The sequence below is a fragment of the Acidovorax sp. AC410 genome, assembly GCF_979253235.1.
Genome location: NZ_CEEDCG010000001.1, coordinates 2089506 through 2116297, shown reverse-complemented (window position 1 = coordinate 2116297; position 26792 = coordinate 2089506). Strand labels below are relative to the sequence as shown.

Here is a 26792-nt window from a genome sequence, read left to right as displayed (position 1 = left end):
ATTTTACCTGCTCAGCGCACAGGCAGGAATTGCAGGAAAGTGCCCCCCACGATCCCTTGCACATAGCTGATGGCCGCGCGGCGGTACTTCTCGGTCACCACCACGGCCACCAGGTCCAGGCGGGCGATGAGCTTGCCGAATTCGCGTTCGAAGCTCAGGTTGCGCCCCTGGGGGCCGATCTCGTCGGCCCACAACAGCGGCTGGCCCGCGGCATTGCGCCGCTGGGACAGCAGCCACACCGCCGATTCGACGTTGCGCGCGGCGTTGTACAGGTGCTGGGCGTCGAGCGAGTCGAGCAGAAAGAACTCGGTCTTGCCGCCGTGGGCGGTGACCAGCATGTCGGCCGTGGCGACGATGAAGGCGGCCACCCGGTCGCCCGCGAACTCGGGCGCCAGTGCAAAGGCCAGGGCCGTGATGTCGCGCCGGCCCTGCAGCGGCGCCCAGGGCTGGCGCTGTTCAATGGCGGCGCGCACCTGCTCCATGGCCTGCTCGCGGCTCGCCGCGCCGGCCTTGCGCCACTCGGCCGGGTTGCGGCGGTAGAGCTTGTCCATCAGCAGGGTCAGGCTGGCCAGGTTGTCGCGCATGGCCAGGGTCGCCATGCGGTTCAGGTCGGACTGGGCCAGCTCGCCCGTGCTGGTGGGCGCACCCCGCACCTCGCCGCGCGCGGTGGGCGCAGGGGCGGAGCACCCGGCCAGCAGGACGAGGGCCGCCAGGGCCACGCAGGCCAGGGGAAAGGACGATGAAAGAAGAGATGCAGGCGCCACCATGTGCGCTGCATTATCGGCAACTGCAGGGCAGGCCCTGGCAACCGCCCGTCACTCCGCGTGCGGAATCCCCTCGATAGGGCATTCGGCCGTGCCCACCGTGCTGCGCGTGAGCGCTTCGACTGCGGCGCGCGTGCCCTCGGGGTCGGTCACCCAGCGGTGGTAGAAGCCGTAAGGGCAGGCTGCGGCGCCCTTGTCTCCCTCATCGGAATGGATCATGCCGGTGTAGCCGCGGTGCAGCAGCTTGAACAAATGGTTCTCGGACTGGCCGTTCTTGCGGAAATCGCGGATCAGGCTGGTGGACAGGGCCGCATACTGCACGCCGTACTCCTCCTCTCCGCATTCGCCCAGGGTGCGGCCATCGAAGCCGATCAGCGCCGAGTGGCCGAAATAGCTGTACACGCCATCGAACCCCGCCGCATTGGCCACGGCCACGTAGGTGTTGTTGGCAAAGGCCATGGCCTTGCTGATGAGGATCTGCTGCTCCTTGGCCGGGTACATGTAGCCCTGGCAGCGCACGATGAGCTCGGCGCCCTTCATCGCGCAGTCGCGCCAAATCTCGGGGTAGTTGCCGTCGTCGCAGATGATGAGACTGATCTTGAGGCCCTTGGGGCCGTCGCTCACATAGGTCTGGTCGCCGGGGTACCAGCCCTCGATGGGCGTCCAGGGCATGATCTTGCGGTACTTCTGCACGATCTCGCCCTGGTCGTTCATGAGGATCAGGGTGTTGTACGGCATTTTCCGGGGGTGCTCTTCATGCCGCTCACCGGTCAGCGAGAACACACCCCAGACCTTGGCCTTGCGGCACGCAGCCGCGAAGATTTCCGTCTCCGGGCCGGGAATGGTGGTGGCGGTGTCCATCATCTCCTGGCGGTCGTACATGATGCCGTGGGTGCTGTACTCGGGGAAGATGGCGAGGTCCATGCCCGGCAGACCGGTCTTCATGCCGACCAGCATGTCGGCGATCTTGCGCGCGTTGTCCAGCACGTCGGCCTGGGTGTGCAGGCGCGGCATCTTGTAGTTGACCACCGCGACGCCGACGGTGTCCTTGCTGCTCGAAATATCGCCGTGGATCATGGCGTGTTCTCCTTGGATCGGTACTCGGTGGCCAGCGTCAATGGCTGATCATCCAGGGCCTTTTGGTGGGAAAAGTCTTGGCGCCATTCGGTGCCGTGACCGTCCCGCCGCGCTTGGTAGTGCCCCCGCCACTGCAGCAGCCACACCCCGAGGGGTGGCGCAGCCGGCCGTAGCTGCCGGCATCGCCGTCGCGCGAGGATGAGCGCGGGGCGTGCTGGGCACGCTCGTTGGTGTCGTGCGCGCGGCGCTGCTCGGGGCTCACGCAGGCCAGGTGCGGTGCGTGCGCGAACACACGCGCCGCGGCCGCCCCGCAGGCGGGGCAGGCGCAGGGCTCGTTGCGCAGGGCGACGCTGCGCAGCGCATCGAAGTTGCCGCAGTCGGCGCAGGCGTAGTCGTAGGTGGGCATGGGGGGCCTGCCTTGCTACTTGTCTTGCGAGATCGGCATGTCGATGCTGCCGTCGAGCATCTTCACTGGGCCGGCGGCGGTGGGGTTGATGTCGAAGTCGAAGATTTCCGTGGGCAGCCACAGCGTGGCGCAGGCGTTGGGCACGTCCACCACGCCGCTGATGTGGCCCTGCACGGGGGCCGTGCCCAGGATGGAATAGGCCTGCGCGCCGCTGTAGCCGAACTTTTTCAGGTACTCGATGGCGTTCAGGCAGGCCTGGCGGTAGGCCACCGTGACGTCCAGGTAGTGCTGCTTGCCCGATTCGTCGACCGAGATGCCTTCGAAGATCAGGTAGTCCTTGTAGTTGGGGGTGACCGGGCTGGGCTTGAAGATCGGGTTCTTGATGCCGTACTTGGCCATGCCGCCCTTGATCAGGCTGACCTTCATGTGCACCCAGCCGGCCATCTCGATGGCGCCGCAGAAGGTGATTTCGCCGTCGCCCTGGCTGAAGTGCAGGTCGCCCACCGACAGGCCCGCGCCTTCCACGTAGACCGGGAAGTACACCTTGGAGCCACGCGAGAGGTCCTTGATGTCGCAGTTGCCGCCATGCTCACGCGGCGGCACGGTGCGCGCGCCCTCGGCGGCGGCCTTGGCCTTGGCCTCGCCCTGCAGCTTGCCCATGTGGGCCGTCACGCCATTGGGCGGGTTCGCCAGGCCGGGCACGCGGTCGGGGTCGGTGGCGATCAGCTCGGCTTCGCGGGCGTTCCAGGCGTCGAGCATCTTCTGGTCGGGCAGGCAGCCGATGAGACCGGGGTGAATCAGCCCTGCGAAGTTCACGCCCGGGATGTGGCGGCTGTTGGTGAACATGCCATGGAAGTCCCAGATGGATTTTTGCGCCAGCGGGTAGTGCTCGGTGAGGAAGCCGCCGCCGTTCTTCTTGGAGAAGAAGCCGTTGAAGCCCCACAGGCTGTCGTCACGCGCGCCGATGTCGAGCAGGTCCACCACCAGCAGGTCGCCCGGCTCGGCACCCTTGACGCCCACCGGGCCCGACAGGAAATGCACGGTGGACAGGTCCACGTCGCGCACGTCGTCGGCGCTGTCGTCGTTCTTGATGGCGCCGCCGGTCCAGTCGTAGGTCTCAAGCTTGAACTCCGCCCCGGGCTCCACCCACACGGCCATGGGGATGTCCGGATGCCAGCGGTTGTGTACCAGCGGGTTCTCGTACGGGGACTGCTTGAGGTCCACCTTGATCAGGGTATCGGCCATGGCGTGTTGCTCCTTGGATGGTTGTGGAAGGGGAACGAAAAGAGACGGGAGAGAGGGTCAGACGGAAAGGTAGGCCTTGATGTGCTGCTGATCGGTGTCGGCACGCGCGGTCTCGTGTACCAGGCGGCCACCTTCGATGACGAACAGGCGGTCGGCCACGTCCATGGCGAACGAGAGCACCTGCTCGCTGACCACGATGGTGATCTGGCGCAGCTTGCGGATCTCGTTGAGCGCGCGGGCGATGTCCTTGATGATCGAAGGCTGGATGCCCTCGGTGGGTTCGTCGAGCAGCAGCACCTTGGGGTCGGTGACCAGCGCGCGCGCAATCGCCAGCTGCTGCTGTTGCCCGCCCGAGAGGTTGCCGCCCTTGCGCCGGCGCATGTCCCAGAGCACCGGGAACAGGGCGTAGATCTCCTCGGGGATCTCGCGCGTCTTCGAGTTTTCGAGGCCGGTCTGGATGTTTTCTTCCACCGTGAGCGTGGGAAAGATCATGCGGCCCTGGGGCACATAGGCGATGCCCTTGGCCACGCGGCGAAAGCTCTCGTCCCGCGTCACTTCCTGGCCGGCCACGCGGATGCTGCCACTCTTGACCGGCATCACTCCCATAAGGCTCTTGAACAGCGTGGTCTTGCCCATGCCGTTGCGGCCCATGATGGCCACGGTCTCGTTGGCGCGGCCCGAGAACGAGATACCGTGCAGTGCTTCGCTCTGGCCATAGGCCACGAACAGGTCCTTGACTTCCAACATACGGTGGTGCTCCTGTGCGGGGTGGTTCGGTCAGTGGCCGAGGTAGACGTCGATCACCTTGGGGTCGTTCTGGACCTTGTCCATCGAGCCCTCGGCCAGGATCTTTCCCTGGTGCATGACGGTGACCTTGTGCGCGATGCGCTTGACGAACTCCATGTCGTGCTCGATCACGATCACCGCGCGGTTCTTGCAGATGCGCTGCAGCAGCTCGGCAGTGAGCTCGCGCTCGCGTGCGCTCATGCCGGCGATGGGCTCGTCGAGCATCAGCAGCTCGGGCTCCTGCATCAGCAGCATCCCGATCTCCAGCCACTGCTTTTGCCCGTGCGAGAGCAGGCCGGCCTCGGTGTCGAGCTTGTCGCCGAGGCCGATGTCGTCGGCCACGGCCTGCACGCGCTCCTTCACCGCGGGGGTGCAGCGGAAGGCGAGTGCGCCGAACACCGAGCGGCCCGAGGGATACGAGACCTCCAGGTTCTGGAACACCGAGAGGTTTTCGTAGATCGAGGGCGTCTGGAACTTGCGGCCTATCCCCAGGCGCACGCGCTTGTGCTCGGCCATGCGCGTGAGCTCCTCGTTCTTGAACTTGATGCTGCCGCCGGTGGCGCGCGTCTTGCCGCAGATCAGGTCCAGCAGTGTGGTCTTGCCCGCGCCGTTGGGGCCGATGATCACGCGCAGCTCGTTCTTGTCGACGTACAGCGTGAGGGCGTCGATGGCCTTGAAGCCGTCGAACGAGACCGTGAGGTCTTCCACGGCCAGGGCGAAGTCGGTGTTGCTCATGGGGGGTGCTCCGGGTGCGGGGTGCGCTCAGGCGCTCTGGCTGCTGGTGCCTTCGGGCAGGGCCGGGGCGCGCGCTGCCGCAGCAGCGGGCTCGGCGTCTGCGGCCGGGCGGCCCACCGGTGCCGGGGCCCGCACCGAGGCCTGGCGCAGCGCCTCGCGCCGGCCCTTCCACCAGGGCACGATGTGGCTCTCCCACAGGCCGGCCAGGCCCATGGGGAAGGCCATGGTCACGCCGATGAACAGGGCCGCCATGAGGAACAGCCACAGGTCGGGAAAGCTCTCGGAGAAGTAGGTCTTGCCGGCGTTGACCAGCAAGGTGCCGTAGACCGCACCCACCAGGCTCATGCGCCCGCCCACGGCGGCGTAGATCACCATCTCGATGGAGGGCACGATGCCCACGAAGCTCGGCGACATGAAGCCCACCTGCAGCGAGAACAAGGCACCGCCGATGCCCGAGAGCGCGGCCGCCAGGCAGAAGGTGAAGACCTTGAAGTTGGCCACGTCGTAGCCCGAAAAGCGCACGCGGTCTTCCTTGTCGCGCATGGCCAGCAGCAGCGTGCCGAGCTTGCTGGTCTGGATGAAGCGGCACAGCACGATGGACAGCACCAGCAGTGCCACGCATACGTAGTACAGGATGTACTTGGCGCTGTCGGTGCGCGTGTCCCAGCCCCACAGGGTCTTGAGGTCGGTCATACCGTTGACGCCGCCGGTGTAGCCCTGCTGGCCGATGATGAGCACGGTGCAGATCAGCGCCACGGCCTGGGTGATGATGGCAAAGTACACGCCACCCACGCGGCGCTTGAACATGGCGAAGCTCACGATAAAGGCCAGCAGCGTGGGCACCACGATCACCGCGGCCAGCGAGAACGGCAGGCTCTTGAACGGCACCCAGAACGCGGGCAGCTCGGTGAGCTGGTTCCAGTCCATGAAGTCGGGGATGCCGGGGGTGGACTGGATCTTGGTGCTGACCGGGTCGGAGGCTTCGAGCTTGAGGAACATGGCCATGGCGTAGCCGCCCAGGCCGAAGAACACGCCCTGCCCCAGGCTGAGCACGCCGCCGTAGCCCCAGACCATGACCAGGCCGATGGCCACGAAGGCGTAGGTGAGGTACTTGCCGACCAGGTTCAGGCGAAAGATGTCGAGCGCCAGTGGCAGCACCACGGCCAGCAGCACGGTGAGCAGCACCAGGCTGGCGAGCTGGTAGCGCTGGATCCAGGCTTTGAGGGCATTCATGAAGGAACTCCGGTGGACTCGGGAAGGTGAAATCGATCGATGCTCAGCGGCGCACCTTGGAGGCGAACAACCCCTGCGGCCGCACCATCAGGATCAGCACGATCAGCGACAGCGTGATCACCTTGGCCATGGAGCCGGCCAGGAAGAACTCGGTGATGGACTGGGTCTGCGCGATGCCGAAGGCCGAGACCACCGTGCCCAGCAGGCTGGCCGCGCCGCCGAAGGTGACGACCAGGAAGGCGTCCACGATGTACAGCGAGCCCGAGGTCGGCCCGGTGGAGCCGATGGTGGTGAAGGCCGCACCCGCCACACCGGCAATGCCGCAGCCGATGGCGAAGGTCAGGCGGTCGGTCTTTTGCGTATCGATGCCCGTGGCATTGGCCATCACGCGGTTGGCCACCGTGGCACGCACCCGCAGGCCCCAGCGGCTTCGGTGCAGCGCCAGCAGCACGCCGCAGGTGACCACCGCCGTGAGGCCCAGCACGAACATGCCGTTGATGGGGATATCGAGGCCCTCGACGGGCGCCCACGAGCCCAGCAGCCAGTCGGGCAAGGTGGGGCTCACTTCCTTGGGGCCGATGAAGGTGCGAAAGCACTGCTGCAGCGCCAGGCTGATGCCCCAGGTGGCCAGCAGCGTATCGAGCGGGCGCTTGTACAGGTGGCGGATGAGCCCCCACTCCACCAGCCAGCCCGCAGCGAAGGCAAAGCCGAAAGCCGCCACGATGGCCACGGGAAAGTAGTAGGCCACCAGTTGCGGCGCATGCGTGGAGGCCAGCGTGGAGCCCAGGTAGATGGTGTAGGCGCCAATGGTCATGAACTCGCCATGCGCCATGTTGATCACGCCCATCTGCCCGAAGATGATGGCCAGCCCCAGGCCCATGAGCAGCAGCACGGCAAACAGGCTCAGGCCCGCAAAGCCCTGCATGAGGCCGATGTTGAGCATTTCTGAAAAGTTCATGGGTGCCAGACTCCATTCACGGCAAACAAGGGGGCGGCCATGCAGCGGCCCGGCCTGGTGGGCCGGACGCTGCAGCGGGGGGACTTACTGGTAACCCTTAGGGAACGGATCGGGCTTGATCAATTCCGGCGATTCGGCAACGACCTTGAAGCTGGCGTCCGGCATGCCCATGGCGATGCGCGACTTGCTCCACAGGTGGTGGTTGGCGTCGAGCTTGACGTAGCCCTCGGGTGCGGTCTTGAGCTCGATGCCCGGCGAGGCAGCCACCACCTTGTCCACGTCGAAGCTCTTGGCCTTCTCGACCGCGGCCTTCCACAGCCAGGGGCCCAGGTAGCCGGCCTGGGTCACGTCGCCGATCACGGCGTCCTTGCCGTACTTGCCCTTGAAGGCGGCGACGAACTTCTTGTTGTTATCGTTGTCCAGCGACTGGAAGTACTTCATCGACGAGAAGAAGCCCGCAAAATTCTCGCCGCCCACGCCGGTCATCTCGTCCTCGGTGACCGAGAGGGTGACCAAAAGCTGCTTGTCGCCCGTGATGCCGGCGGCCTTGAGCGCCTTGTAGAAGGCCACGTTGGAGCCGCCCACCACGGCGACGAACAGGCAGTCGGGCTTTTGCACTTTGATCTTGTTCATCAGCGAGCCGAAGTTGGTGCTGCCCAGCGGGTAGTACTCCTCGCCGACGATCTTGCCCTTCTGGAAGTTCTCCACGTGCTTGCGTGCGATCTTCATCGAGGTGCGCGGCCAGATGTAGTCCGAGCCAATCAGGAAGAAGGTCTTGGCTTTCTTCTCGGTCTTGGCCCACTCGAGGCTGTACAGGATCTGCTGCGTGGCCTCCTGGCCGGTGTAGATCACGTTCTTGGACTGCTCCAGGCCTTCATAGAAGGTGGGGTAGTACAAGAGGCCGTTCTCTTTTTCGAACACCGGCAGCACGGCCTTGCGCGAGGCGCTGGTCCAGCAGCCGAACACGGCGGCGCAGTGGTCGTTGATGAGCAGCTTCTTGGATTTCTCGGCGAAGGTGGGCCAGTCGGAGGCGCCGTCTTCCTTGATGACCTTGATCTTGCGGCCGAGCACACCGCCCATGGCGTTGATCTGGTCGATGGCGAGTTGCTCGGCCTGGATGGAGCCGGTCTCGGAGATCGCCATGGTGCCGGTGGCCGAATGCAGCTGGCCCACGGTGACCTCGGTGTCCGTCACGGCCAGCTTGGTGGTGTTGACAGCGGCGGTGGTCTGGCCGAAGGACCAGGCCGGCAGGCCGGCCATCGAGGCGGCGCCCATGGCCTGCAGCAGGCGGCGGCGGCCGCCGTCCGCGGAGGGGTTGGTGCCCAGGACATTCGGATCGGTGAGGTGCTTCATGGTGAAAACGCTCCTTGCTACAGACGGGTTGGGGTGGTGTGCGGCGCCGGCCGGTTGGTTGGTTGCCGTGGTGCCGCGCTGGTGCCAAGATTAGGGAGAACCCTGGTGCGCGCCCATACGTCAATTAACGTAGCCCCTGCGTACGCCCCTCCTTGCAAGCGTTGCTAGAACGTTTCTTGCATGGGCCCCGTGCATGCCCTCCACCCCTCCGTCCGGCGCACCGCAGCCTGCCCAGCAGACGATCTTTCGCTTCCGGCGCGAGTACAACGCCTGGGTGGCCGACGAGACCATGGAGGACTACGCGCTGCGCTACACCGCCAAGAGCTTTCGGCGCTGGAGCGAGTTCCGCGTGGCGAACACGGCGTTCGGCTCGCTGTCCTTCCTGGCGCTCGAAGCCATCGGCGGGGCCATCGCGCTCAACTACGGGTTCTCCAACGCCATGTGGGCCATCCTGGCGGTGGGGGTGCTGATCTTCCTCACCGGTCTGCCCATCGCCTACTACGCGGCGCGCTACGGCCTGGACATGGACCTGCTCACGCGCGGTGCGGGCTTCGGCTACCTGGGCTCGACTATCACCTCGCTGATCTACGCGGTGTTCACCTTCATCTTCTTCGCGCTGGAGGCGGCCATCATGGCGCTGGCGCTGCAGATGGTGGTGGACTGGCCACTGCAGTGGTGCTACGTGGTCTCGTCCCTGGTCATCCTGCCCATGGCCATGCGCGGCATCACGCTGATCTCGCGCCTGCAGGCGTGGACGCAGCCGCTGTGGCTGTTTTTGCTGCTGCTGCCCTTCGTCTGGATCGCACTCACCCAGCCGCAGCTGTACCGTGACTTCGCCGGGCTGTCGGGCCTCAAGAGCGGCAGCAGCCAGTTCAACCTGCTGATGTTCGGCGTGGCGGGCACGGTGATCTTCTCGCTGGTGGTGCAGATCGGCGAGCAGGTCGATTTCCTGCGCTTTCTGCCCGAGCGCACGGCCGCCAACCGCTGGCGCTGGTGGGGTGCGGTGCTGGTGGCGGGCCCGGGCTGGATCGTGATGGGCATGCTCAAGATGGCGGGCGGTGCCTTCCTGGCCTTTGCGGCCTTGCAGTTCGAGCTCGGCGCAAGCCGCGCGGCCGAGCCCACGCAGATGTTCCTGGCGGGCTTTCACCAGGTGACGCAGGGGCTGGGCCTGCCGGGACTGGCGGTGGCGATGACGGTGGTGTTCGTCGTCATCTCGCAGATCAAGATCAATCTGACCAATGCCTACGCGGGCTCGCTCGCCTGGTCCAACTTTTTCGCGCGCATCACACGCAGCCACCCGGGCCGCGTGGTGTGGCTGGTGTTCAACGTGGGCATCGCCACGCTGCTCATGACGCTCGGGGTGTTCGGTGCGCTTGAGAAGGTGCTGGCCGTCTACAGCAACGTGGCTATTGCCTGGGTGGGCGCGCTGGTGGCCGACCTGGTGATCAACAAGCCGCTCGGGCTGTCACCGCCGGGCATCGAGTTCCGCCGCGCGCACCTGTACGACTTCAATCCCGTGGGCCTGGGCTCCATGATCCTGGCGGCCACGGTGGCCTGCTGCGCCTATGCCGGCATGCTCGGCGAGATGGCGGCCGCGTTCTCGCCCTTCATCGCGCTGGTGCTGTCGATGGCGCTGGCCCCGCTGCTGGCCTGGGCCACCAAGGGGCGCTACTACCTGGCGCGCCAGCCCGACACCACCTGGCAGCCCGGCGAGGCCGTGCGCTGCACGGTGTGCGAGAACCAGTTCGAATCGGAAGACATGGCACGCTGCCCGGCCTACGGTGCGGCGATCTGCTCGCTGTGCTGCTCGCTCGAATCGCGCTGCCACGACCGCTGCAAGACCGGCTCGCGCGCCACCGACCAGCTGCGCGCCGTGGCTGCGCTGCTGCTGCCGCGCCACTGGGCGGCCAAGGTCAACTTCCGCATGGGGCAGTACCTGATGGTGATGGTCTCGCTGTGCGCGGTGCTGGTCTTCCTGCTCGGCGTGGTCTACGTGCAGGAGAGCATCGAAACGCCCGCGCAGTTTCTGCGCATGCCGTTCTTCAAGGTGTTCGCCCTGCTGGCGCTGCTGGCGGCCGTGTGCGCCTGGTGGGTGGTGCTGAGCACCGACAGCCGGCGCATGGCACAGGACGAATCCGAACGGCAGACGCAGCTGCTGCTGCAGGAGATCGAGGCGCACAAGCGCACCGACGCCGAGCTGCAGGCCGCCAAGGACCAGGCCGAATCGGCCAGCCTGGCCAAGACGCGCTACGTGGCCGGCATGACGCACGAGCTGCGCTCGCCGCTCAACAGCATCCTCGGCTACACGCAGATCCTGCTCAAGAACCCGCAGACCGAGGGCTGGCTGCGCGAGAGCCTGTCCACCATCCAGCACAGCGGCCAGCACATGCATGCGCTGATCGACGGCTCGCTGGAGTTGGCGCGCATCGAGGCCGGCCGCCTGCGCCTGGACCTGGCGCCCCTGCCCCTGCCCGAGCTGATCCAGAACGTGGAGGGCATGCTGCGCCCGCAGGCCGAGGCCAGGGGCCTGCGCTTCGTGGTGCAGACCGAAGGCACCATGCCCGGCTGGATACGCGCCGACGCCAAGCGGCTGCGCCAGATCCTGATCAACCTGCTGTCCAACGCCGTGCGCTTCACCGAGCGCGGCGAGGTGCGGCTGCGCCTGGATTTTCGCCCGCATGTCTCGCGCATCGAGGTCATCGACACGGGCATCGGCATCGAGCCGCAGGACCGCGAGCGCATCTTCCTGCCGTTCGAGCGTGGCAGCGCCGGCCGCCGCGCCAGCGAGGCCGGCACCGGCCTGGGCCTGACCATCACGCACCTGCTCACGCAGCTCATGGGCGGCGAGCTGACGGTGGCCAGCACGCCCGGCCAGGGCAGCACCTTCACCGTGCGCCTGTACCTGCCCGGCATCTCGCCCGACCCAGCCTGGCGCCCGGCCCACATGGCCGCGCTGCGCCCGGTGATCGGCCACATCGCCCCGCGCCGCACGCTGCTGGTGGTGGACGACCAGCCGCTGCAGCGCCAGCTGCTGGCCGGCCTGCTGGTGCCGCTGGGCTTCATCGTGCGCGAGGCGGCGAGCGGGCGCGAGTGCGTGGAGATCGTGCGCCAGTCCCCGCCCGACCTGGTGCTGCTCGACATCTCCATGGACGACCTCGATGGCTGGCAGACCGCCGCGCTGCTGCGCACCTTGTTGCCCGCCAGCGAACTGCCCATCGTCTTCGTCTCGGCCAACCAGTTCGACCACGAGCCCGGGCGCCTGGCCGCCATGCAGGTGCAGGGCTTCGTGGGCAAGCCGGTGATCGAGTCCGAGCTGCTGCGTGCGCTGCAGGCGGCGCTGCAGATCGAATGGGTACACGACAACACGCCACAGCCCCTGCCGCCCCCAGCGGCCCAGGCTGCGGGCCCGGTGCCCTCCCCTGTCAGCCTGCCCCAGGACCTGCGCGACGGCCTGACCCGCCTGGCGCGCCAGGGCCAGGCCGGCGCCGTGCGCGAGCTGCTGCGCCAGGCGCGTGCCCAGCTGCCGGCCCACGCTGCGGCACTGGCCGTGCTCCAGGCCTGCGCAGACCGTTTCGACTTCGAGGCCCTGGCCCGCCACCTTCGCGAACCCGACCATGAACAGTCCCTTTGATCCCACCGCTCCGGCCAGCCCCGGCGTGCCCGGCCAGCGCGTCATCCTGGTGGTGGACGACGCCCTGGACACCCTGCGCATGCTCTGCGACGCGCTGGCCGCCGAGGGCTATGCCGTGCTGGCCGCGCGCGACGCCGAAGAGGCGTTGCAGCGCTTCGACATGGTGGTGCCGGACGGCGTGCTGCTCGACGCGGTGATGCCCGGCATCGATGGCTTTGCGCTGTGCCGCCAACTCAAGGCCACGCCGCCCTGGTCGCACGTGCCCATCGTGTTCATGACGGGGCTGTCGGACACGGCGCAGATCCTGCAGGGCTTTGCCAGCGGCGGCGTGGACTACGTGGTCAAACCGCTGCGCATCCCCGAGGTGCTGGCGCGCCTGGCGACCCACGTGCGCAACGCCCAGGCCACGCGCATGGCGCGCGAGGCGGTGGACGTGGCCGGCCTGGGGGTGGTGGTGCTCGATGGCCAGGGCCGCGTGGCCTGGCGCTCGCCCCAGGCCACGCGCTGGCTGGAAGACGCCTTCGCCGATGCCGAGGCCCCCACCGCAGTGGCCGCCGCCTGGCTGGTGCAGGCCCAGCGCGATGGCGAACAGACACTGGCGCTGGCCGATGGCCGCCAGCTGCTGGCTCGGCACATGGGCGCCAGCGGCCTGGCCGAATCGATGCTGCTGCTCAGCCACGCCCCGGCCGAGGCCGCCGCGCCGCGCCATCTGCAGCAGGTGGCACTGACCCCGCGCGAGACCGAGGTGCTCTCATGGCTCACCAAGGGCAAGACCAACCGCGACATCGCCGACATCCTGGGCATGAGCCCGCGCACGGTGAACAAGCACCTGGAGCACATCTTCGAGAAGCTGGGGGTGGAGACACGCACCGCCGCAGCCGCCATCGCGGGGCAGCTGCTGCAGGGCTGATGCGGTTGTGCGACCGGGGCGGTCCTGAGAAAGACGCCGGCCCTATTTCATGCCGAACACGATGATGGCCGTGACCGCCACCACCCCGATGACGACCAGTCCCACCACCTGCACCACCATCTCGGCACGGATGAGGTTGACCCAGAAGCCACCGCCTGCAGGCGGCGACGGTTTCTTATCCTGGTTTTGATCCATGCTGGCTCCTTGATTGACTGTTTTCAGTCTAAGCAGCCTGTGCATCCCCGGGGTAACAAAGCGCACATTGCGTGCAGTGCAATGTCAGACCTGTGCAGCCCCTTGCGCGCTGGCGGGCAGGCCGAACACGTGGTCGAACACCCAGTTGAAGACGAAGGTGTAGCACAGGAAAAAGACGATCATGCCGATGTCCATCACCAGCGCCTGCCACAGGCTGATATGGAACCACCAGGCAAAGATGGGCACCAGGGTGACCACCAGGCCCATCTCGAAGCTCACAGCATGCACCACGCGGCGGGCAGCGCTGCGCCCGCGCACCTCCTGCCGCGCCTCCCAGCGCTCGAAAGCCCAGTTGAACAGCAGGTTCCACGCCACGGCGATCAAGGCCGCCACCGCGGCGATCACGCCCGCATGCGCTGCGCCCTGGCCCGATAGAAAAGCCAAACCGGCCGTGGCAGCTGCGATGGCGATGAGCTCGTACAGCGTGACATAGACGACCCGGCGCTTGACGCCCTGCAGGCCGGCGGCAGCCTGGGTTGCTGCGAGGGAAGTGGTGGTGTTCTGCGATTCCATGGGCAGGACTTTATGTGCCAACGGCTGATATAAAAAGTTAGCTTGTGTCAGTTTTTCTGATAGATTGAGCCGCCATGGCTTTTTCGTCTGACAACATCCAGGTCTTCCTGTCCGTGCTGGACCAGGGCTCGTTCTCGGCGGCGGCACGCAGCCTCTCGCGCGTGCCCTCGGCCGTGAGCATGGCGATTGCCCACCTGGAGGCAGAACTGGACATGCCGCTCTTTGACCGCAGCGGCCGCGAGCCCCGGCCCACGGCCGCCGCACGGGCGCTGGAGCCGCAGGCGCGACTGCTGTCCGGGCAGTTGCAGCAGCTCAATGCCCAGGCGCTGTCGCTCACGCAGGGGTTGGAGGAGCGGCTCACGGTGGCCATTGCGCCCGAGCTGCTGGCCTCGCGCTGGACGGAGCCGATCGCCGCCCTGGCGCGCGAGTACCCGCTGCTGCAGGTGGAGGTGCTGGCCGCGCCGCAGGTCGATGCGCTGTCGCTGCTGCACACCGGGCGCGCGCAGCTGGCGCTGGTGTTCGAGCGGCCCAGCATCGACGGGCGCGAGGGCTTCCAGGAGGTAGGCAGCGAGACCCTGGTGGCCGTGATGGCACCCGACCACCCGGTGCTGCAGGCCGCGCGCGAAGCCGCCACGGAGCGCGGCGAGCCGGCCGCGCTGGCCCAACTGCGCGAGGAGCACCTCACGAGCACGCGGCAGATCGTGGTGGCCAGCCGCGACCTGGCGCAAATCGACCGGCGCTTCGTCTTTGCGCGCCACCACTGGCGCACCGACAACCACCTCGCCGCCCTGGGCCTGATCGAAGCCGGCCTGGGCTGGGGCTGGCAGCCGCGCGCACTGGTGCAGCCGCGCATCGACGCCGGCACGCTGGTGGAGATGCCGTTCGAGAACCTGAGCAATGGCACGGCCTTGTGGGTGGACGTGGTCTGGTCCAAGGAGCGGCCGCTGGGCCTGGGCGCGCGGCGCTTCGTGGACCTGATGTCGCACGACGCACACCGGGCCGAACACCCCGCCGAGCAGGCCTGCTCCACGACGCCCGCATCAGAACACGCGTGACTCTCCGTCCTGCGGTATCCACAACCGTTGCTGCACACCGGCCTCTGCGGCCAGGCCCGCCAGGCCGGAGCGCGTGGTAGGGCAATGGTCGAGGGCTTCCAGGTGGTTGGCCACCACCATGCCGAGGGCCAGGGTGCAGGCCTCGATCACGTCGCGCCCGTCCATGAGGATCTCGCCCCCCAGGTCGAAGCGCGCGCCGCCGGCCGGAAGCACGGCCACGTCGGGGCGCAACCGGGTGAGGCAGTCGCGCACCTCGGGGGTGAGCACGGTGTCCCCGGCGATGTAGACGCTGGGCTCGCCCGGCATCTCGATCAGGTAGCCATGGCCATGCTCCATGAGGCGGCCGACCCAGCCGCGCCCGTGCAGGCAGGCGATGGGTGTGATGTACCCACTGCCCAGAAAGGGCTGGCGGCCAGTGCCCGCCAGTGGCTGCACCAGCAGGCCGCGCGCGGCGAGGTAGTCCGCATCGCGGGGCATGCAGGCCACGGGCGTGCCCTTCCCGCGCAGGAACTGCTTGCCCGCCCGGTCCAGGTGGTCGAAGTGGCCGCGCTGGCAATGGGTGATGAGGGCATGGGTCACACGGCCCAGCACGGCGTCGGCCCCTTCGGGCAGCTCCACGATGGGATTGCGGCGGCGCGTGCCACCCAGGTAGCGCAGCGTGGGCAGGCCGCCCTGGGGCGAGAGCATGGGGTCGACCAGCAGGGCCACGGGCGCGCCCTGGACCGTGAATTCCAGCACGAGGGTGGCATTGCGCAATTGGGTGATCTTCATGGGGTGGTTGCAGGTGCGTTGGATGAAGCCCTATTGTTCAAAGGCGCCTGCCTGGTGAAAATGGCTGGAATGGACAATTCATTGCCAATTCGTGCCACGCCCTGGCATTGATCCCCCCTTCCCTGCGCGCCCCTGGCGACTGGCCCTGCTGCTCTACGAGGGCTGCATGCCTGCGGGCCTGTTTGCCACGGCCGACATGGCGCGCGCGGCTAACCTGCGCGCAGGGCGCCCACTGTTCGACGTGCAGTGGGTGGGCCTGGGCACGCAGCCGGTGCCCACCTGGCAGGGACCGGCGTTGACCCCAGCGAGCACCCTGGCCCAGGCGCAGGCCGATGCCGTCCTGGTGCCGGGCCTGTGGCTGTCGGCGCCCGATCAGGTACGGGCCCAGTTGCGCCCCCTGCAACCCCTGGTGCGCGCACTCGGCGCCCTGCCGCGCCGCACGCAACTGTGGAGCTACTGCGCCGGCGTGGTGCTGCTGGCGGCCAGCGGCCGGCTCGATGGCCATGCGGCCACGGCCACGTGGTGGTTGCAGGCGGCACTGGAGCAGGAGTTCGCGGGCGTGCAGTGGCGCTTCGACGAACCCCTGGTGGAAGAAGCGACGGCCACCACCGCCGCAGGTGCCAGCGGCTACCTGCCGCTGATGCTGCACGCCCTGGCGGCACGGCTGCCGCCCCAGGCGGTGCAGGACCTGCAGGAGGTGCTGATGCTGCCCCGCCCGCGCACCACCCACCCGGTCTTTGCCGGGCTGGACCTGATGGCCCAGGCGGAGCCCGCCCTGCGCAGCGCCATGCTCTGGGTGCAGCGCAGCCCGGCCCAGGGCCTGTGCCTGGACGACCTGGCCGCAGCCCTGCACCTGTCCACCCGCACCCTGGCGCGGCGGGTGCGCGCGCACACGGGCCTGTCTGCGGCACACTGGATGCGCCGCATCAAGTTGCGGCAGGCCGCAGATGCCCTGTGCCAGACCCGCCATCCGCTCAAGCGCATCGCCCAGGACCTGGGCTTTGCCAGCGAGGCCGGCCTGCACAGAGCTTTTGCCCATGCCACTGGCCAGACCCCCCTGGCCTACCGCATGGCCCATGGCAACCGTTGACTCCACCCCCAACCCACCGGAGAAGCACACCATGACCCCTCCCTTGCAGAGCAACAGCAAAGCCTTCGGCGAACGCCTTTCGGCCTGGCAGCCCAAGGCCGGCGGCAAGAAAGGCAAAGCCTCGTCCCTGGCCGACTGGGATCCGGGCGCCAAGCCGTTCTCGCAAGGCAGCAAGGCCGAGGACAAGGCCGCCGTGGAGGGGCTGGCGCTGGAGCTCGACGCACTGCAAAACCTGTTCTACGCCGACAGGCGCTACAAGCTGCTGGTGGTGCTGCAGGGCACCGACACCTCGGGCAAGGACGGCACCATCCGCGGCGTGTTCGGCCGCATGAGCGCCCTGGGCGTGCACACCGTGGGCTGGAAGGCCCCCACCGAGACCGAGCGTGCGCACGACTACCTCTGGCGCATCCACCAGCAGGTACCGCAAGACGGCGACATCACCGTCTTCAACCGCAGCCACTACGAGGACGTGCTGGTGCCCGTGGTCAACGGCTGGATCACGCCCGAACAGCAACAGCAGCGCCTGGCCCACATCAACGATTTCGAGCGCATGCTCAGCGAGACGGGCACCATCGTGCTCAAGTTCCTGCTGCACATCAGCCCCGAGGAGCAGCGCCTGCGCCTGCAGGAGCGGCTGGACGACCCGGCCAAGCACTGGAAGTTCAGCATGGGCGACATCGAGGTGCGCAAGCAGTGGAAGGACTACCGCCGGGCCTACGATGCCTTGCTCAACGCCACGCACACGCCCTGGGCGCCCTGGACCATCGTGCCGGCCGACTCCAAGACCCACCGCAACCTGATGATCGCCACCGTGCTGCGCCAGGTGCTGCAGAACCTGGACCTGAGCTACCCGCCGGGGGATCCGCAACTGGCAGGCTTCAAGGTGGAGTGATTTCCTGACCCTGCGCGCAACCCCCCGGAGGATGGCCTGTGGGGGTACCGAAAGGGCTTTCGGCAGGTTATGCATCAGATGCATAACCCTGTAACACTATGGCCTTGGACAGCTTGCTGGGCCAGGCATAAGCTTCGTGGCTTGAACTTATCCCACAAGGAAATTCACATGTCGCAATCTTCCGGCGCTCCGGCCACCAGCTCCAAGTTGGGCGCCGTCCATACCCTGCCTTCGTACCTCCAAGCAGACAACCTCGGCCCCTGGGGCGTCTACCTGCAGCAGGTCGACCGCGTCACGCCCTACCTGGGCCACCTGGCCCGCTGGGTCGAGACGCTCAAGCGCCCCAAGCGCGCGCTGATCGTGGACGTGCCGATCGAGCTGGACAACGGCACCATCGCCCACTTCGAAGGCTACCGCGTGCAGCACAACACCTCGCGCGGCCCGGGCAAGGGCGGCGTGCGCTTCCACCAGGACGTGACACTGTCGGAAGTGATGGCCCTGTCGGCCTGGATGTCCATCAAGAACGCGGCCGTGAACGTGCCCTACGGTGGTGCCAAGGGCGGCATCCGTGTGGATCCCAAGAAGCTCTCCCTCGGAGAACTTGAACGCCTGACGCGCCGCTACACCAGCGAGATCGGCATCATCATCGGCCCCACCAAGGACATCCCCGCACCCGACGTGAACACCAACGGCCAGATCATGGCCTGGATGATGGACACGTACTCGATGAACACGGGTTCTACCGCCACCGGCGTGGTCACCGGCAAGCCCGTGGACCTGGGCGGTTCGCTCGGCCGCGTGGAAGCCACCGGCCGCGGTGTGTTCACCGTGGGTGTGGAAGCCGCCAAGCTGACCGGCATGCAGATCGAAGGCGCCCGCCTGGCGGTGCAAGGCTTTGGCAACGTGGGCGGCATTGCCGGCAAGCTGTTTGCAGAAGCCGGTGCCAAGGTCGTGGCCGTGCAGGACCACACCGGCACCATCTTCAACGGCAAGGGTCTTGATGTGCCGGCGCTGCTGGCCCATGTGAAGATCCGTGGCGGCGTGGGCGACTTTGCCGGTGCCGAAGCCATGAAGCCCGAAGAGTTCTGGGGCGTGGACTGCGAGATCCTGATCCCCGCAGCCCTCGAAGGCCAGATCACCGAGCACAACGCCGGGCAGATCAAGGCCAAGCTGGTGATCGAAGGCGCCAACGGCCCCACCACCCCAGAAGCCGACGACATCCTGCACGACAAGGGCGTGCTGGTGCTGCCCGACGTGATCGCCAACGCCGGCGGCGTGACGGTGAGCTACTTCGAATGGGTGCAGGATTTCTCCAGCTTCTTCTGGAGCGAGGACGAGATCAACGCCCGGTTGGTGCGCATCATGCAGGACGCCTTTGCCGGCGTATGGCAGGTGGCCCAGGAGCACAAGGTGAGCCTGCGCACCGCCACCTTCATCGTGGCCTGCCAGCGCATCCTGCACGCCCGCGAAATGCGCGGCCTGTATCCTTGAGCTTCGGTTTTTTCCCGAACTGAGGCGGTCCTACCCGGTTGCCTCGTTTCAAAACCAACCGCCAGCGCCGCACCCGGCCCTGGCGGTTTTTTCATGGCCGGACCGCCCCCCATCGGCGCCGGCCCTCCAGCAAGGGTTGTTGCGCGCGGGCGACGCGGCGCATCCGCGTTGGTGCCTGTTGTCAACACGAAGCGACCGCTTGGCGCCAGCTGAAACAGGCGGATACGCACGCCAACAAATGGAAATGATTGCCCCAAAGGGTGCGTGGGAGACTGCCTTCCATTCGGCAATCCCCAGGAGACAACGGTGGCCCTTCCCTCACTGCGCAGCGCCGTGGCGCGCTTCATGCTGAGCCGCCTGCGCACTGCCCGCTCGGTGGCCCGCCTGGCCTACCGTCTGCACGGCAGCAAGCGCGCCCTCATCGACCGGCGCGGCACCCTCACCTACCAGCAGTTGCACGAGCGCGTGCTGCGCCTGCACGGCTGGATGCAGGCGCAGGGTGTCAAGCAAGGCGACATCGTCTTCACCTGGCTGCCCGAGACCGGCGAACAGTACGAAACGCGCCTGGCCACGTTCGAGAACGGCACCATCTTCGCGAGCTTCCACAAGCACCTGTCGGCGCAGGCCGCACTCGACACCCTCCTGCGCGTGAAGCCCACGGTGTTCATCCACGATCCGGCGCTGAGCGAACCCATCCTGGCCACCGTGCGCGAGCGCATGCCCGGTCTGCACATTCTGGCGCTGGGCAAGCCCTACGAGGACGCGCTGGCCCAGGCCACGCCCACACGCGGCACGGCCAGGCTACACGAGGACGAGGTGTTCGCGCTGCACATGACCTCGGGCACCACCGGGCTGCCCAAGGCCATCGGCTACACCCACCGCAAGTACCTGGACAGCGTGCGCTTCATCGCCCAGTCGATCAACTTCACGCCCCCGGCCAGCGGCCAGGACATCAACATGCTGGGCCTGCCGCTCACCGGGCCGGGCTCGGGCTTGGTGCTGCCCACGCTGCTCTCGGGTGCGGTGCTGGTGATGCCCGAGAACTTCCGCTCGGCCACGCTGGCCGGGCTGATCGAGCGCCACAAGGTCTCGCGCGCCTTCCTCTCGCCCTCGGCCATCATCGACCTGCTCGATGACCCGGAGCTGCCGCGCTACCGCCTGGCCTCCCTGACCCATGTGCCCTATGGTTCAGAGATGATGCCCGCGCCCAAGATCGCTGAGGCGATCCGCCACTTCGGGCCGATCTTCCAGCAGGGCTACGGCTGCCTGGAGGCGCTGCCGCCCATCACCTGGCTGCTGCCGCACGAGCATGTGGATGCCAGCGGTGCGCCCGTGAGCCTGGACATTCTCTCGTCCGTAGGCCGCGTGATGCCCGGCGTGGAGGTGGTGATACGCGATGATGGCTTCAATCCGCTGCCCCAGGGCTCCACGGGCCTCATCACGGTACAGACCCCGGTGCAATTCGACCGCTACTGGCACGACCCCGAGAAGACCGCCGAGACCCTGCGCGACGGCTGGGTGGTGATGGGAGACATGGGCTACTTCGACCAGGCAGGCTACCTGCACGTGCTGGGCCGCAGCGCCGACCGCGTAAGCAAGGGCGGCCAGCTGCTCAACCCGCGCGAGGTGGAAGAGGTCACGCACCAGCACCCTGCCGTCAAGGAATGCTGCCTGGTGCAGCACGGCGAGCAGGCCGTGCTGGTGGTGAGCCTGCGCCAAAGCTGGCGCACCGAGTACAACTGGCGCGCGCTGGAGCACGACATCACCGAGTACCTGGCCGAAAACCTGGCTGCGGCACTGCAGCCGGACCGCGTGCGCATCGTGCCCGAGATCCCGCGCAGCTTCCTCAACAAGATGCTGCGCCGCGAAGTGCGCGCCATGCTGAACGCCGAGGAGCCAGTGGCCGAACTGGCGCACGCGCTGTGAGCGGGCCCACCGCCGCGCAGGCCACCACCACCACCACGCTCACGCTGGGCACCAAGCTCAGCTATGCCGTCGGCAACGTGGGCCTGCAGATGCTGATCGCCGCCATGGGCTTTCTGCTCATGATCTTCTACACCGACGTGGCCCTGGTACCACCGGCCGTGGCCGGTGCCGCCCTGCTGGTGGGCAAGGTGTGGGACACCATCAACGACCCGCTGTTCGGCTGGGTGACGGACCGCACACGCTCGCGCTGGGGCCGCCACCGGGTGTACCTCATCTACGGCGCCATTCCGCTGGCCGTGGTGTCGGCCGCGGTGTGGATGGTGCCCCCGGGCCTGTCGCCCGTCGCGGCCTTCCTGTGGATCGCCATCACCTACACGCTGTTCGACACGCTGATGACACTGGTGCAGCTGCCCTACCAGGCCATGGCCGCCAACCTCACGCGCGACTACGACGAGCGCACCAGCCTCACGGCTTTTGCCTCGCTGGGCGCGCTGCTGGGCTTCTTCGCGGGCAGCGTGCTCATGCCCGTGCTGGTGCGTGCCGCGCCCGATGCGCGCACGGGCTATGCGCTGGCGGGCGCCTGCTTCGGCCTGGCCGCCGGCATAGCGGTGGCCGTGGTGGCCTGGCGCGTGCGGGAACCCGTGGCCGAAGAGGCCACGGCCGATCCGGCACCCGCCTGGGATTCGGTGCGCCGCACCTTGCTGGGCACGCTGCGCAACCGGCCCTTCCTGCTGCTGGTGAGCGCCGCCGGCCTGGTGCGCCTGGGCCTGACGCTGGTGCAGGGAGCGCTGGCCTATTTCGTCATCTACCAACTCCAGGGCACGCAGGGCGACCTGCCGCGCCTCATGGCCATCCTGCTCGGGGTGGTGGGGGTCTCTCTGTTCGTCTGGAAACGGGTGGTGGACCGCTGGGAGAAGAACCGGGCCTACATGCTGGGCCTGGTGTTCAGTGCCAGCGGTCTGGTGCTGCTGTACTGGATCGGGCCGGGCCAGCAAGCGGCCGTGCCCGCCGTGCTGGCGCTGATCGGCATCGGCATGGGTGCGCACTGGATCGTGCCCTTCGCCATGGTGCCCGACACCATCGACCACGGCCACATGCTGGCGGAGGAACGCACCACCGGCATGTACTACGGCCTGTTCGGACTGGTGGACAAGATCGCGCGCACGCTGGCCACGGTGATCGTTGCCGCCGTGCTGGACCTGACGCACTACGTACCCAACATGGCCCAGTCGGCCCAGGCGCTGAGCGGCATCCGGCTGGTGACCGGCCCGCTGCCCGCGCTGTGCCTGGCACTCGCGATCCCGCTGCTGCTGGTCTACCCGATCACGCGCGCACGCCACGGCGAGATCCGCCGCAGCGTGGGCGACGTGCGCGACAGCCAGTACGCCAACTGACGGCTCAGGGCTGGGGACCCGCTGGCAGCACCGGGACGACGGGCTCCACCCAGCGCAGGGCCAGGCAGAACGGCTGCGCGCAGGGGGAGCGCCCCGCGTAGGGGCAGCCAGAGACCTCGCACAACGGCCGGTCGCGCTCACGCGCCTCTTCGGTGGGCCGGTGACCGCTGGCCTGCAGCACGGCCATCTGCGTCCAGGGATCCATGCGTGCCAGCATCTGTTCGCGGCCATACACGGCCGCGCCCTGCTGCGGCGCCATGTCCAGCACCAGCAGGGCGCTGGTACGCTGGGCTGCGGTGTCGGGCCCTTCAAGCACCAGCGCGAACACGCCGGACTGCAGGGCCTGAGGGTTACCGGTGAATGGGGCCTGCAAAGGGGCGGCGGGTACCGCAGTCGCCGGTGGCTGGCTGGCCAGCCAGGGCACCGGCACGCGCAGGGTGAGTGCAAAGCTGCGCGGCCCGTCGGCCGTCTGCACCGTGCCCTGGGCCACGCGCCAGGTCTGCAGCGGGGGCAGTGCAGCCTCCAGACCCTCAGCCCCGCCGCCGTCGCCCTGCACCTGGCGTACCAGGTCCGCCGGCCAGGGCTGGATGCCCGCCACGCGCTGGGGCTGCGGCATGGGGGCGGTGAGCTGCTGCACCAGGGCCGCCACCAGGCTGCGAACCGGGGCGCTGACACCGCTGGTCGGCCAGACCGCTGCGGGCAGAACAGGGGCCGTGGCCGCAGCGGGCGCCCGCACGCCAGGTGCGGCAGGCGATGCAGGCAGCGCCGGTGCACCCGCCAAAGCCGGGCTTTGCGCTGCACGGTTGGTTTGCGCATCCCCTGCGGCATCGCCTGTGCCTTCCAGGCGTTGCCGGGCTTCGGGCGAAATGCTCACCCGCTCGGTGGCTGCGGGCACGGGCGCACCGGTCGGAAGCGGTGGCGGCACCGCGCCTGGAGGAACCCCCGGCACTGCGGGACTGCTGCCGTCGGCGGCCGGCGGCACAGGGGCTTTTTGCCCGGTGCCCAGCAGCATGTTCTGCCGCTGCAGGGCGGCCTCGGCCAACACCTGCGCCACAGGGGGCACAGGGTTGCGGGGAGGATCCACTTGGATGGACATACCGGTCGTGCAGGATCGTGGGAAACTGGCCCGATTCTGGCGGCAATCGCTCCCCATGACCAGCGCGGTGCCGCAGGGACACCCTGCCCGCCACCGTCGCGGCTAGCGCGGCGAAGGCAATGCTGCAGCACTGGCGCCGAACTGAAATCCGTCCACGACCTGCAGCAGCCGCGCAGCCTGCTGCTTGAGGCTGGTGGCCGCGGCAGCCGACTGCTCCACCAGGGCCGCGTTCTGCTGGGTCATCTGGTCGAGTTCGCTGACCGAGGTGTTGACCTTGTGCAGATCTCCCGACTGGCCCTCGACGGCCGTGCTGATGGTGCCCACCCGCTGCGACACGTCGCGCGCATGGCCGACCACCTCCTGCATGCTGCGCCCGGCATCGACGACCAGGCTGGCCCCGCGGTCGGCCTGCTGCAGCGATTCGGCAATCAGCGTGCGTACCTCGCGCGCGGCACCCGCGCTGCGGCTGGCCAGCGCCCGCACCTCACTGGCCACTACGGCGAAGCCGAGGCCCTGCTCGCCCGCACGGGCCGCCTCCACGGCCGCGTTGAGCGCCAGGATGTTGGTCTGGAAGGCGATGCCATCGATCACGCCCAGGATGTCGGCAATGCGCTTGGAGCTGGCCTGAATGCCCTGCATGGTGGACACCACCTGAGACACCACACCGCCGCAGCGCTCGGCCATCTCGGAGGCCTCGGTGGCCAGGTCGCGCGCGGCCGCGGCCTCCTGCACGCTCTGGTGGACCATGCCGCCCAATTGCTCCATGGAGGCGGCCGCTTCCTGCAAATGGGCGGCCGTGCGTTCGGTACGCTGGCTCAGGTCGTGGTTGCCCAGTGCGATGTCGCCGGAGGCGCTCGACATGCTTTCGGCCGCCAGGTGTACATCGGCCACCGCGTTGTTCAGGCGCAGCAGGGCATCGCGCAGCGCGACGGCCGTGGGGCTGGTGACCGCCACGCCGCGCACGTCGAGCGAGAGCTGCCCGTCGGCCTGCGGCCTGCACAGCTGCTGCAGCTCGGCCGACTCGATGGCATCGGCGCGCATGCGCAGAGCGATCAGCACCTCCACCGTGGCCTGCACGACCACGAAGGCCGCATGCACCAGGATGCGCGCAAAGTCCGGCTCGCTCAGGCAGTACAGCGGTAGCCCCGCCAGCTGCAGCCGGTCAAAGGCCACATGGTGTACGGCGATCACCAGCGCCGCGAACAGCAGTGGCCGCCAGTCGCGGTAGGCCAGCAGAAAGGCCAGGAAGACGAAGACACCGAAATGGAACTCGGGCTGGCCCAGGCTCAGCTGCAGGTGCAGCGCCACCATGCCCATGCCGCTGAACACGATGGCCAGGCGCGACAGCAGCGTGCCCGGCGCCAGCCAGTAGGCCACGGCCCCCAGCCCCGTGAGCAGGGCGCCCCAGGCCGCCGCCGTGCCGGGCCGGCCGTGGAGGGAACCCACCCACAGCGCCACCACGAAGCCCAGGGCCACGATGCCCAGCACGATCAGGTCGGCACGCCGGCCTATGCGCTGCAGCGCGTCATGCACCCCGTCACCCGTCCGTTGAACCGCCGATGAATCGACCATGTCTCTGCTCCTGTAGGGGCCCGGAGAAGGAAAGGTGTGCCCGCCGCTGCGCGAGCCCACCCAGCCAGCCATTGATCGCCCGCAGTCGAAACCACCGCCCTGGCGGGCGGTGAGGGGCATCAACAGGTCTTGACCATGGTCAAGGCATTCATGCCACGCGTCAACGATTGAATCGCCAGCGTCAGGCGACCGGCTCGGGCGCGGGCTGGGAGACCGCCGCCACCACGCGCGCCAGCAGCGCCCCGGCGTAGCGCGCGGGCAGCGGGATCCACACGCGCACCGGGTTGCCCTGGGCCACGGCCACGGGCTGGCCGTGCACGTCGTGCATGCGCTCGAGCCGCAGCTCGATGTTTCCGCTGGGGTGCACCACCTCCAGCAGGTCGCCCACGGCGAAGTGGTTCTTGGTTTCCACCTGCACCCAGTCGCCGACCAGGCCCACAGCCTCCTGGCCGTCGGCACCCAGCACCTCGCCCGCGAACTGGCTGCGCTGGGTGGCCGAATGACCGCTGAGGTAGTTCTGGTAGTCCTGGCTGGGGCGGCGCTCGAGCAGGCCGCCCGTGTAGCCGCGGTTGGACAGGCCTTCGAGCTCGACCAGCAGTTCGGGGTTGAATGGCCGGCCGGCCACGGCGTCGTCGATGGCGCGGCGGTAGACCTGGGCGGTGCGGGCCACGTAGTACAGGCTCTTGGTGCGGCCTTCGATCTTGAGCGAGTCGACACCGATCTGCGCCAGCCTCGCCACATGCTCCACGGCGCGCAGGTCCTTGCTGTTGAGGATGTAGGTGCCGTGCTCGTCCTCCATGATGGGCATGAGCTGGCCGGGCCGGCCGATGTCTTCGAGCAGGTAGACCTGGTCGGCAGCAGGGTGGCGCACGCCGTCGCCGCAGGTGGAAAACGACTGCTCGGCCTCCTGCTGGGCAGCGGCGAAGTCGAAGCCGGCCTCCATCTTCTGTGCCACGGCCTCGCCGGTCGTCGGGTCCACGTCGGCGCCGTGCGTGGCGTAGCCCCAGCGGCAGGCGTTGGTGCAGGTGCCCTGGTTCGGGTCGCGGCGGTTGAAGTAGCCGCTGAGCAGGCAGCGGCCCGAATAGGCGATGCACAGCGCGCCGTGCACGAAGACCTCGATCTCCATGTCGGGGCATTCCTGGCGGATCTGGGCGATCTCGTCCAGGCTCAGCTCACGCGAGAGGATGACGCGCTCCACCCCCATCTTCTGCCAGAACTTCACGGCCGCCCAGTTGGTGGTGTTGGCCTGCACCGAGAGGTGTACCGGCACCTCGGGCCACTTGTCCTTGACCATCATGATCAGGCCGGCGTCGGCCATGATGAGCGCGTCGGGCTTCATGTCGATCACGGGCTCGATGTCGCGCAGGTAAGTGCGGATCTTGTCGTTGTGTGCGATCAGGTTGCTGGTCACGAAGAACTTCTTGCCGCGCGCATGGGCCTCGGCGATGCCCTGCCGGATCTGCTCCAGGCGGAACTCGTTGTTGCGCGCGCGCAGCGAGTAGCGCGGTTGGCCCGCGTACACGGCGTCGGCGCCGAAGTCGTAGGCCGCGCGCATCTTGTCGAGCGAGCCGGCGGGCAGCAGCAGTTCAGGGGCTTTGAGGGCGGTCATCGGGGGCCATCCAGTCAGGGGTTGGGTTGC

General features: G+C 68.0%; 23 protein-coding genes. 8 read left to right on the top strand and 15 right to left on the bottom strand.

Annotation, left to right across the window (positions count from 1 at the left end; genetic code table 11):
- Positions 1–11: 11 nt before the first annotated feature.
- From AC0IZS_RS09825 to urtA, 9 genes are all read right to left on the bottom strand, one after another.
- Entirely contained in the window at positions 12–767 is a 756-nt protein-coding gene (locus tag AC0IZS_RS09825) for a hypothetical protein (protein WP_471635468.1), read from the bottom strand.
- Positions 768–815: 48 nt separating this feature from the next.
- Entirely contained in the window at positions 816–1841 is a 1026-nt protein-coding gene (locus tag AC0IZS_RS09820; protein WP_471635467.1) for an aliphatic amidase, read from the bottom strand.
- Positions 1842–1878: 37 nt separating this feature from the next.
- Positions 1879–2247, bottom strand: a complete 369-nt coding sequence (locus tag AC0IZS_RS09815; RefSeq protein ID WP_471635466.1) for an FmdB family zinc ribbon protein — start codon at positions 2245–2247, stop codon at positions 1879–1881.
- Between the two features lie 15 nt (positions 2248–2262).
- Complete coding sequence (gene fmdA, locus AC0IZS_RS09810) at positions 2263–3492, bottom strand: formamidase (protein ID WP_057266745.1); 1230 nt, start codon at positions 3490–3492, stop codon at positions 2263–2265.
- Positions 3493–3549: 57 nt separating this feature from the next.
- On the bottom strand, positions 3550–4239 hold the full coding sequence (gene urtE, locus AC0IZS_RS09805; RefSeq protein WP_471635465.1) for an urea ABC transporter ATP-binding subunit UrtE: 690 nt from the start codon (positions 4237–4239) through the stop codon (positions 3550–3552).
- 30 nt (positions 4240–4269) lie between these two features.
- Positions 4270–5013: an urea ABC transporter ATP-binding protein UrtD gene (gene urtD, locus AC0IZS_RS09800; protein ID WP_145694307.1), complete on the bottom strand. Its 744-nt coding sequence runs from the start codon at positions 5011–5013 to the stop codon at positions 4270–4272.
- 27 nt (positions 5014–5040) lie between these two features.
- Positions 5041–6246, bottom strand: a complete 1206-nt coding sequence (urtC, locus tag AC0IZS_RS09795; RefSeq protein ID WP_471635464.1) for an urea ABC transporter permease subunit UrtC — start codon at positions 6244–6246, stop codon at positions 5041–5043.
- A 43-nt stretch (positions 6247–6289) separates the two neighbouring features.
- On the bottom strand, positions 6290–7204 hold the full coding sequence (gene urtB / locus AC0IZS_RS09790) for an urea ABC transporter permease subunit UrtB (RefSeq protein ID WP_057266749.1): 915 nt from the start codon (positions 7202–7204) through the stop codon (positions 6290–6292).
- Positions 7205–7288: 84 nt separating this feature from the next.
- Positions 7289–8557, bottom strand: a complete 1269-nt coding sequence (urtA, locus tag AC0IZS_RS09785) for an urea ABC transporter substrate-binding protein (protein WP_471635463.1) — start codon at positions 8555–8557, stop codon at positions 7289–7291.
- 193 nt (positions 8558–8750) lie between these two features.
- Between urtA and AC0IZS_RS09780 the strand changes: the two genes are divergently transcribed.
- Together AC0IZS_RS09780 and AC0IZS_RS09775 are read left to right on the top strand one after the other, a co-directional pair.
- Positions 8751–12188, top strand: coding sequence for a hybrid sensor histidine kinase/response regulator (locus tag AC0IZS_RS09780; protein ID WP_471635462.1), 3438 nt, complete (start codon positions 8751–8753; stop codon positions 12186–12188).
- On the top strand, positions 12172–13098 hold the full coding sequence (locus tag AC0IZS_RS09775; protein WP_057200284.1) for a response regulator transcription factor: 927 nt from the start codon (positions 12172–12174) through the stop codon (positions 13096–13098). The genes AC0IZS_RS09780 and AC0IZS_RS09775 overlap by 17 nt, the downstream gene beginning before the upstream one ends.
- 42 nt (positions 13099–13140) lie before the next feature.
- Here AC0IZS_RS09775 and AC0IZS_RS09770 read toward each other — a convergent pair whose 3' ends face one another.
- On the bottom strand, positions 13141–13293 hold the full coding sequence (locus AC0IZS_RS09770) for a hypothetical protein (protein ID WP_179682581.1): 153 nt from the start codon (positions 13291–13293) through the stop codon (positions 13141–13143).
- Between the two features lie 84 nt (positions 13294–13377).
- Positions 13378–13866, bottom strand: coding sequence for a PACE efflux transporter (locus AC0IZS_RS09765; protein ID WP_471635461.1), 489 nt, complete (start codon positions 13864–13866; stop codon positions 13378–13380).
- Between the two features lie 74 nt (positions 13867–13940).
- On the opposite strand from AC0IZS_RS09765, the gene AC0IZS_RS09760 reads away from it, so the two are divergent.
- Complete coding sequence (locus AC0IZS_RS09760; RefSeq protein ID WP_471635460.1) at positions 13941–14921, top strand: LysR family transcriptional regulator; 981 nt, start codon at positions 13941–13943, stop codon at positions 14919–14921.
- Here AC0IZS_RS09760 and AC0IZS_RS09755 read toward each other — a convergent pair.
- The gene (locus AC0IZS_RS09755; protein WP_471635459.1) at positions 14907–15692 is read right to left on the bottom strand and encodes an MBL fold metallo-hydrolase; all 786 of its coding nucleotides are present in this window, start codon (positions 15690–15692) and stop codon (positions 14907–14909) included. The genes AC0IZS_RS09760 and AC0IZS_RS09755 overlap by 15 nt on opposite strands.
- 91 nt (positions 15693–15783) lie before the next feature.
- Here AC0IZS_RS09755 and AC0IZS_RS09750 point away from each other — a divergent pair, with 91 nt between their 5' ends.
- From AC0IZS_RS09750 to AC0IZS_RS09730, 5 genes are all read left to right on the top strand, one after another.
- On the top strand, positions 15784–16782 hold the full coding sequence (locus tag AC0IZS_RS09750; RefSeq protein ID WP_471635458.1) for a GlxA family transcriptional regulator: 999 nt from the start codon (positions 15784–15786) through the stop codon (positions 16780–16782).
- Positions 16783–16813: 31 nt separating this feature from the next.
- Complete coding sequence (locus tag AC0IZS_RS09745) at positions 16814–17674, top strand: PPK2 family polyphosphate kinase (RefSeq protein ID WP_471635457.1); 861 nt, start codon at positions 16814–16816, stop codon at positions 17672–17674.
- A gap of 168 nt (positions 17675–17842) precedes the next feature.
- Positions 17843–19165 carry a Glu/Leu/Phe/Val family dehydrogenase gene (locus AC0IZS_RS09740; RefSeq protein ID WP_145694297.1) on the top strand — a complete coding sequence of 441 codons (1323 nt, stop codon included), beginning with the start codon at positions 17843–17845 and terminating at the stop codon, positions 19163–19165.
- Between the two features lie 306 nt (positions 19166–19471).
- Positions 19472–21091: a class I adenylate-forming enzyme family protein gene (locus AC0IZS_RS09735; protein ID WP_471635456.1), complete on the top strand. Its 1620-nt coding sequence runs from the start codon at positions 19472–19474 to the stop codon at positions 21089–21091.
- A complete protein-coding gene (locus AC0IZS_RS09730; RefSeq protein WP_471635455.1) occupies positions 21088–22485 on the top strand; it encodes an MFS transporter in 1398 nt (465 codons plus the stop codon). Before AC0IZS_RS09735 ends, AC0IZS_RS09730 begins: the two co-directional genes overlap by 4 nt.
- 4 nt (positions 22486–22489) lie before the next feature.
- On the opposite strand, the gene AC0IZS_RS09725 is transcribed toward AC0IZS_RS09730, so the two are convergent.
- The 3 genes from AC0IZS_RS09725 to trhP all read right to left on the bottom strand — a co-directional run bounded on the left by AC0IZS_RS09725 (position 22490) and on the right by trhP (position 26762).
- Entirely contained in the window at positions 22490–23581 is a 1092-nt protein-coding gene (locus AC0IZS_RS09725; RefSeq protein ID WP_471635454.1) for a hypothetical protein, read from the bottom strand.
- A 102-nt stretch (positions 23582–23683) separates the two neighbouring features.
- Positions 23684–25153 (bottom strand): methyl-accepting chemotaxis protein, encoded by a 1470-nt coding sequence (locus AC0IZS_RS09720; protein ID WP_471635453.1) that lies wholly within the window; start codon positions 25151–25153, stop codon positions 23684–23686.
- Between the two features lie 181 nt (positions 25154–25334).
- Complete coding sequence (gene trhP / locus AC0IZS_RS09715) at positions 25335–26762, bottom strand: prephenate-dependent tRNA uridine(34) hydroxylase TrhP (RefSeq protein WP_471635452.1); 1428 nt, start codon at positions 26760–26762, stop codon at positions 25335–25337.
- Positions 26763–26792 lie beyond the last annotated feature (30 nt).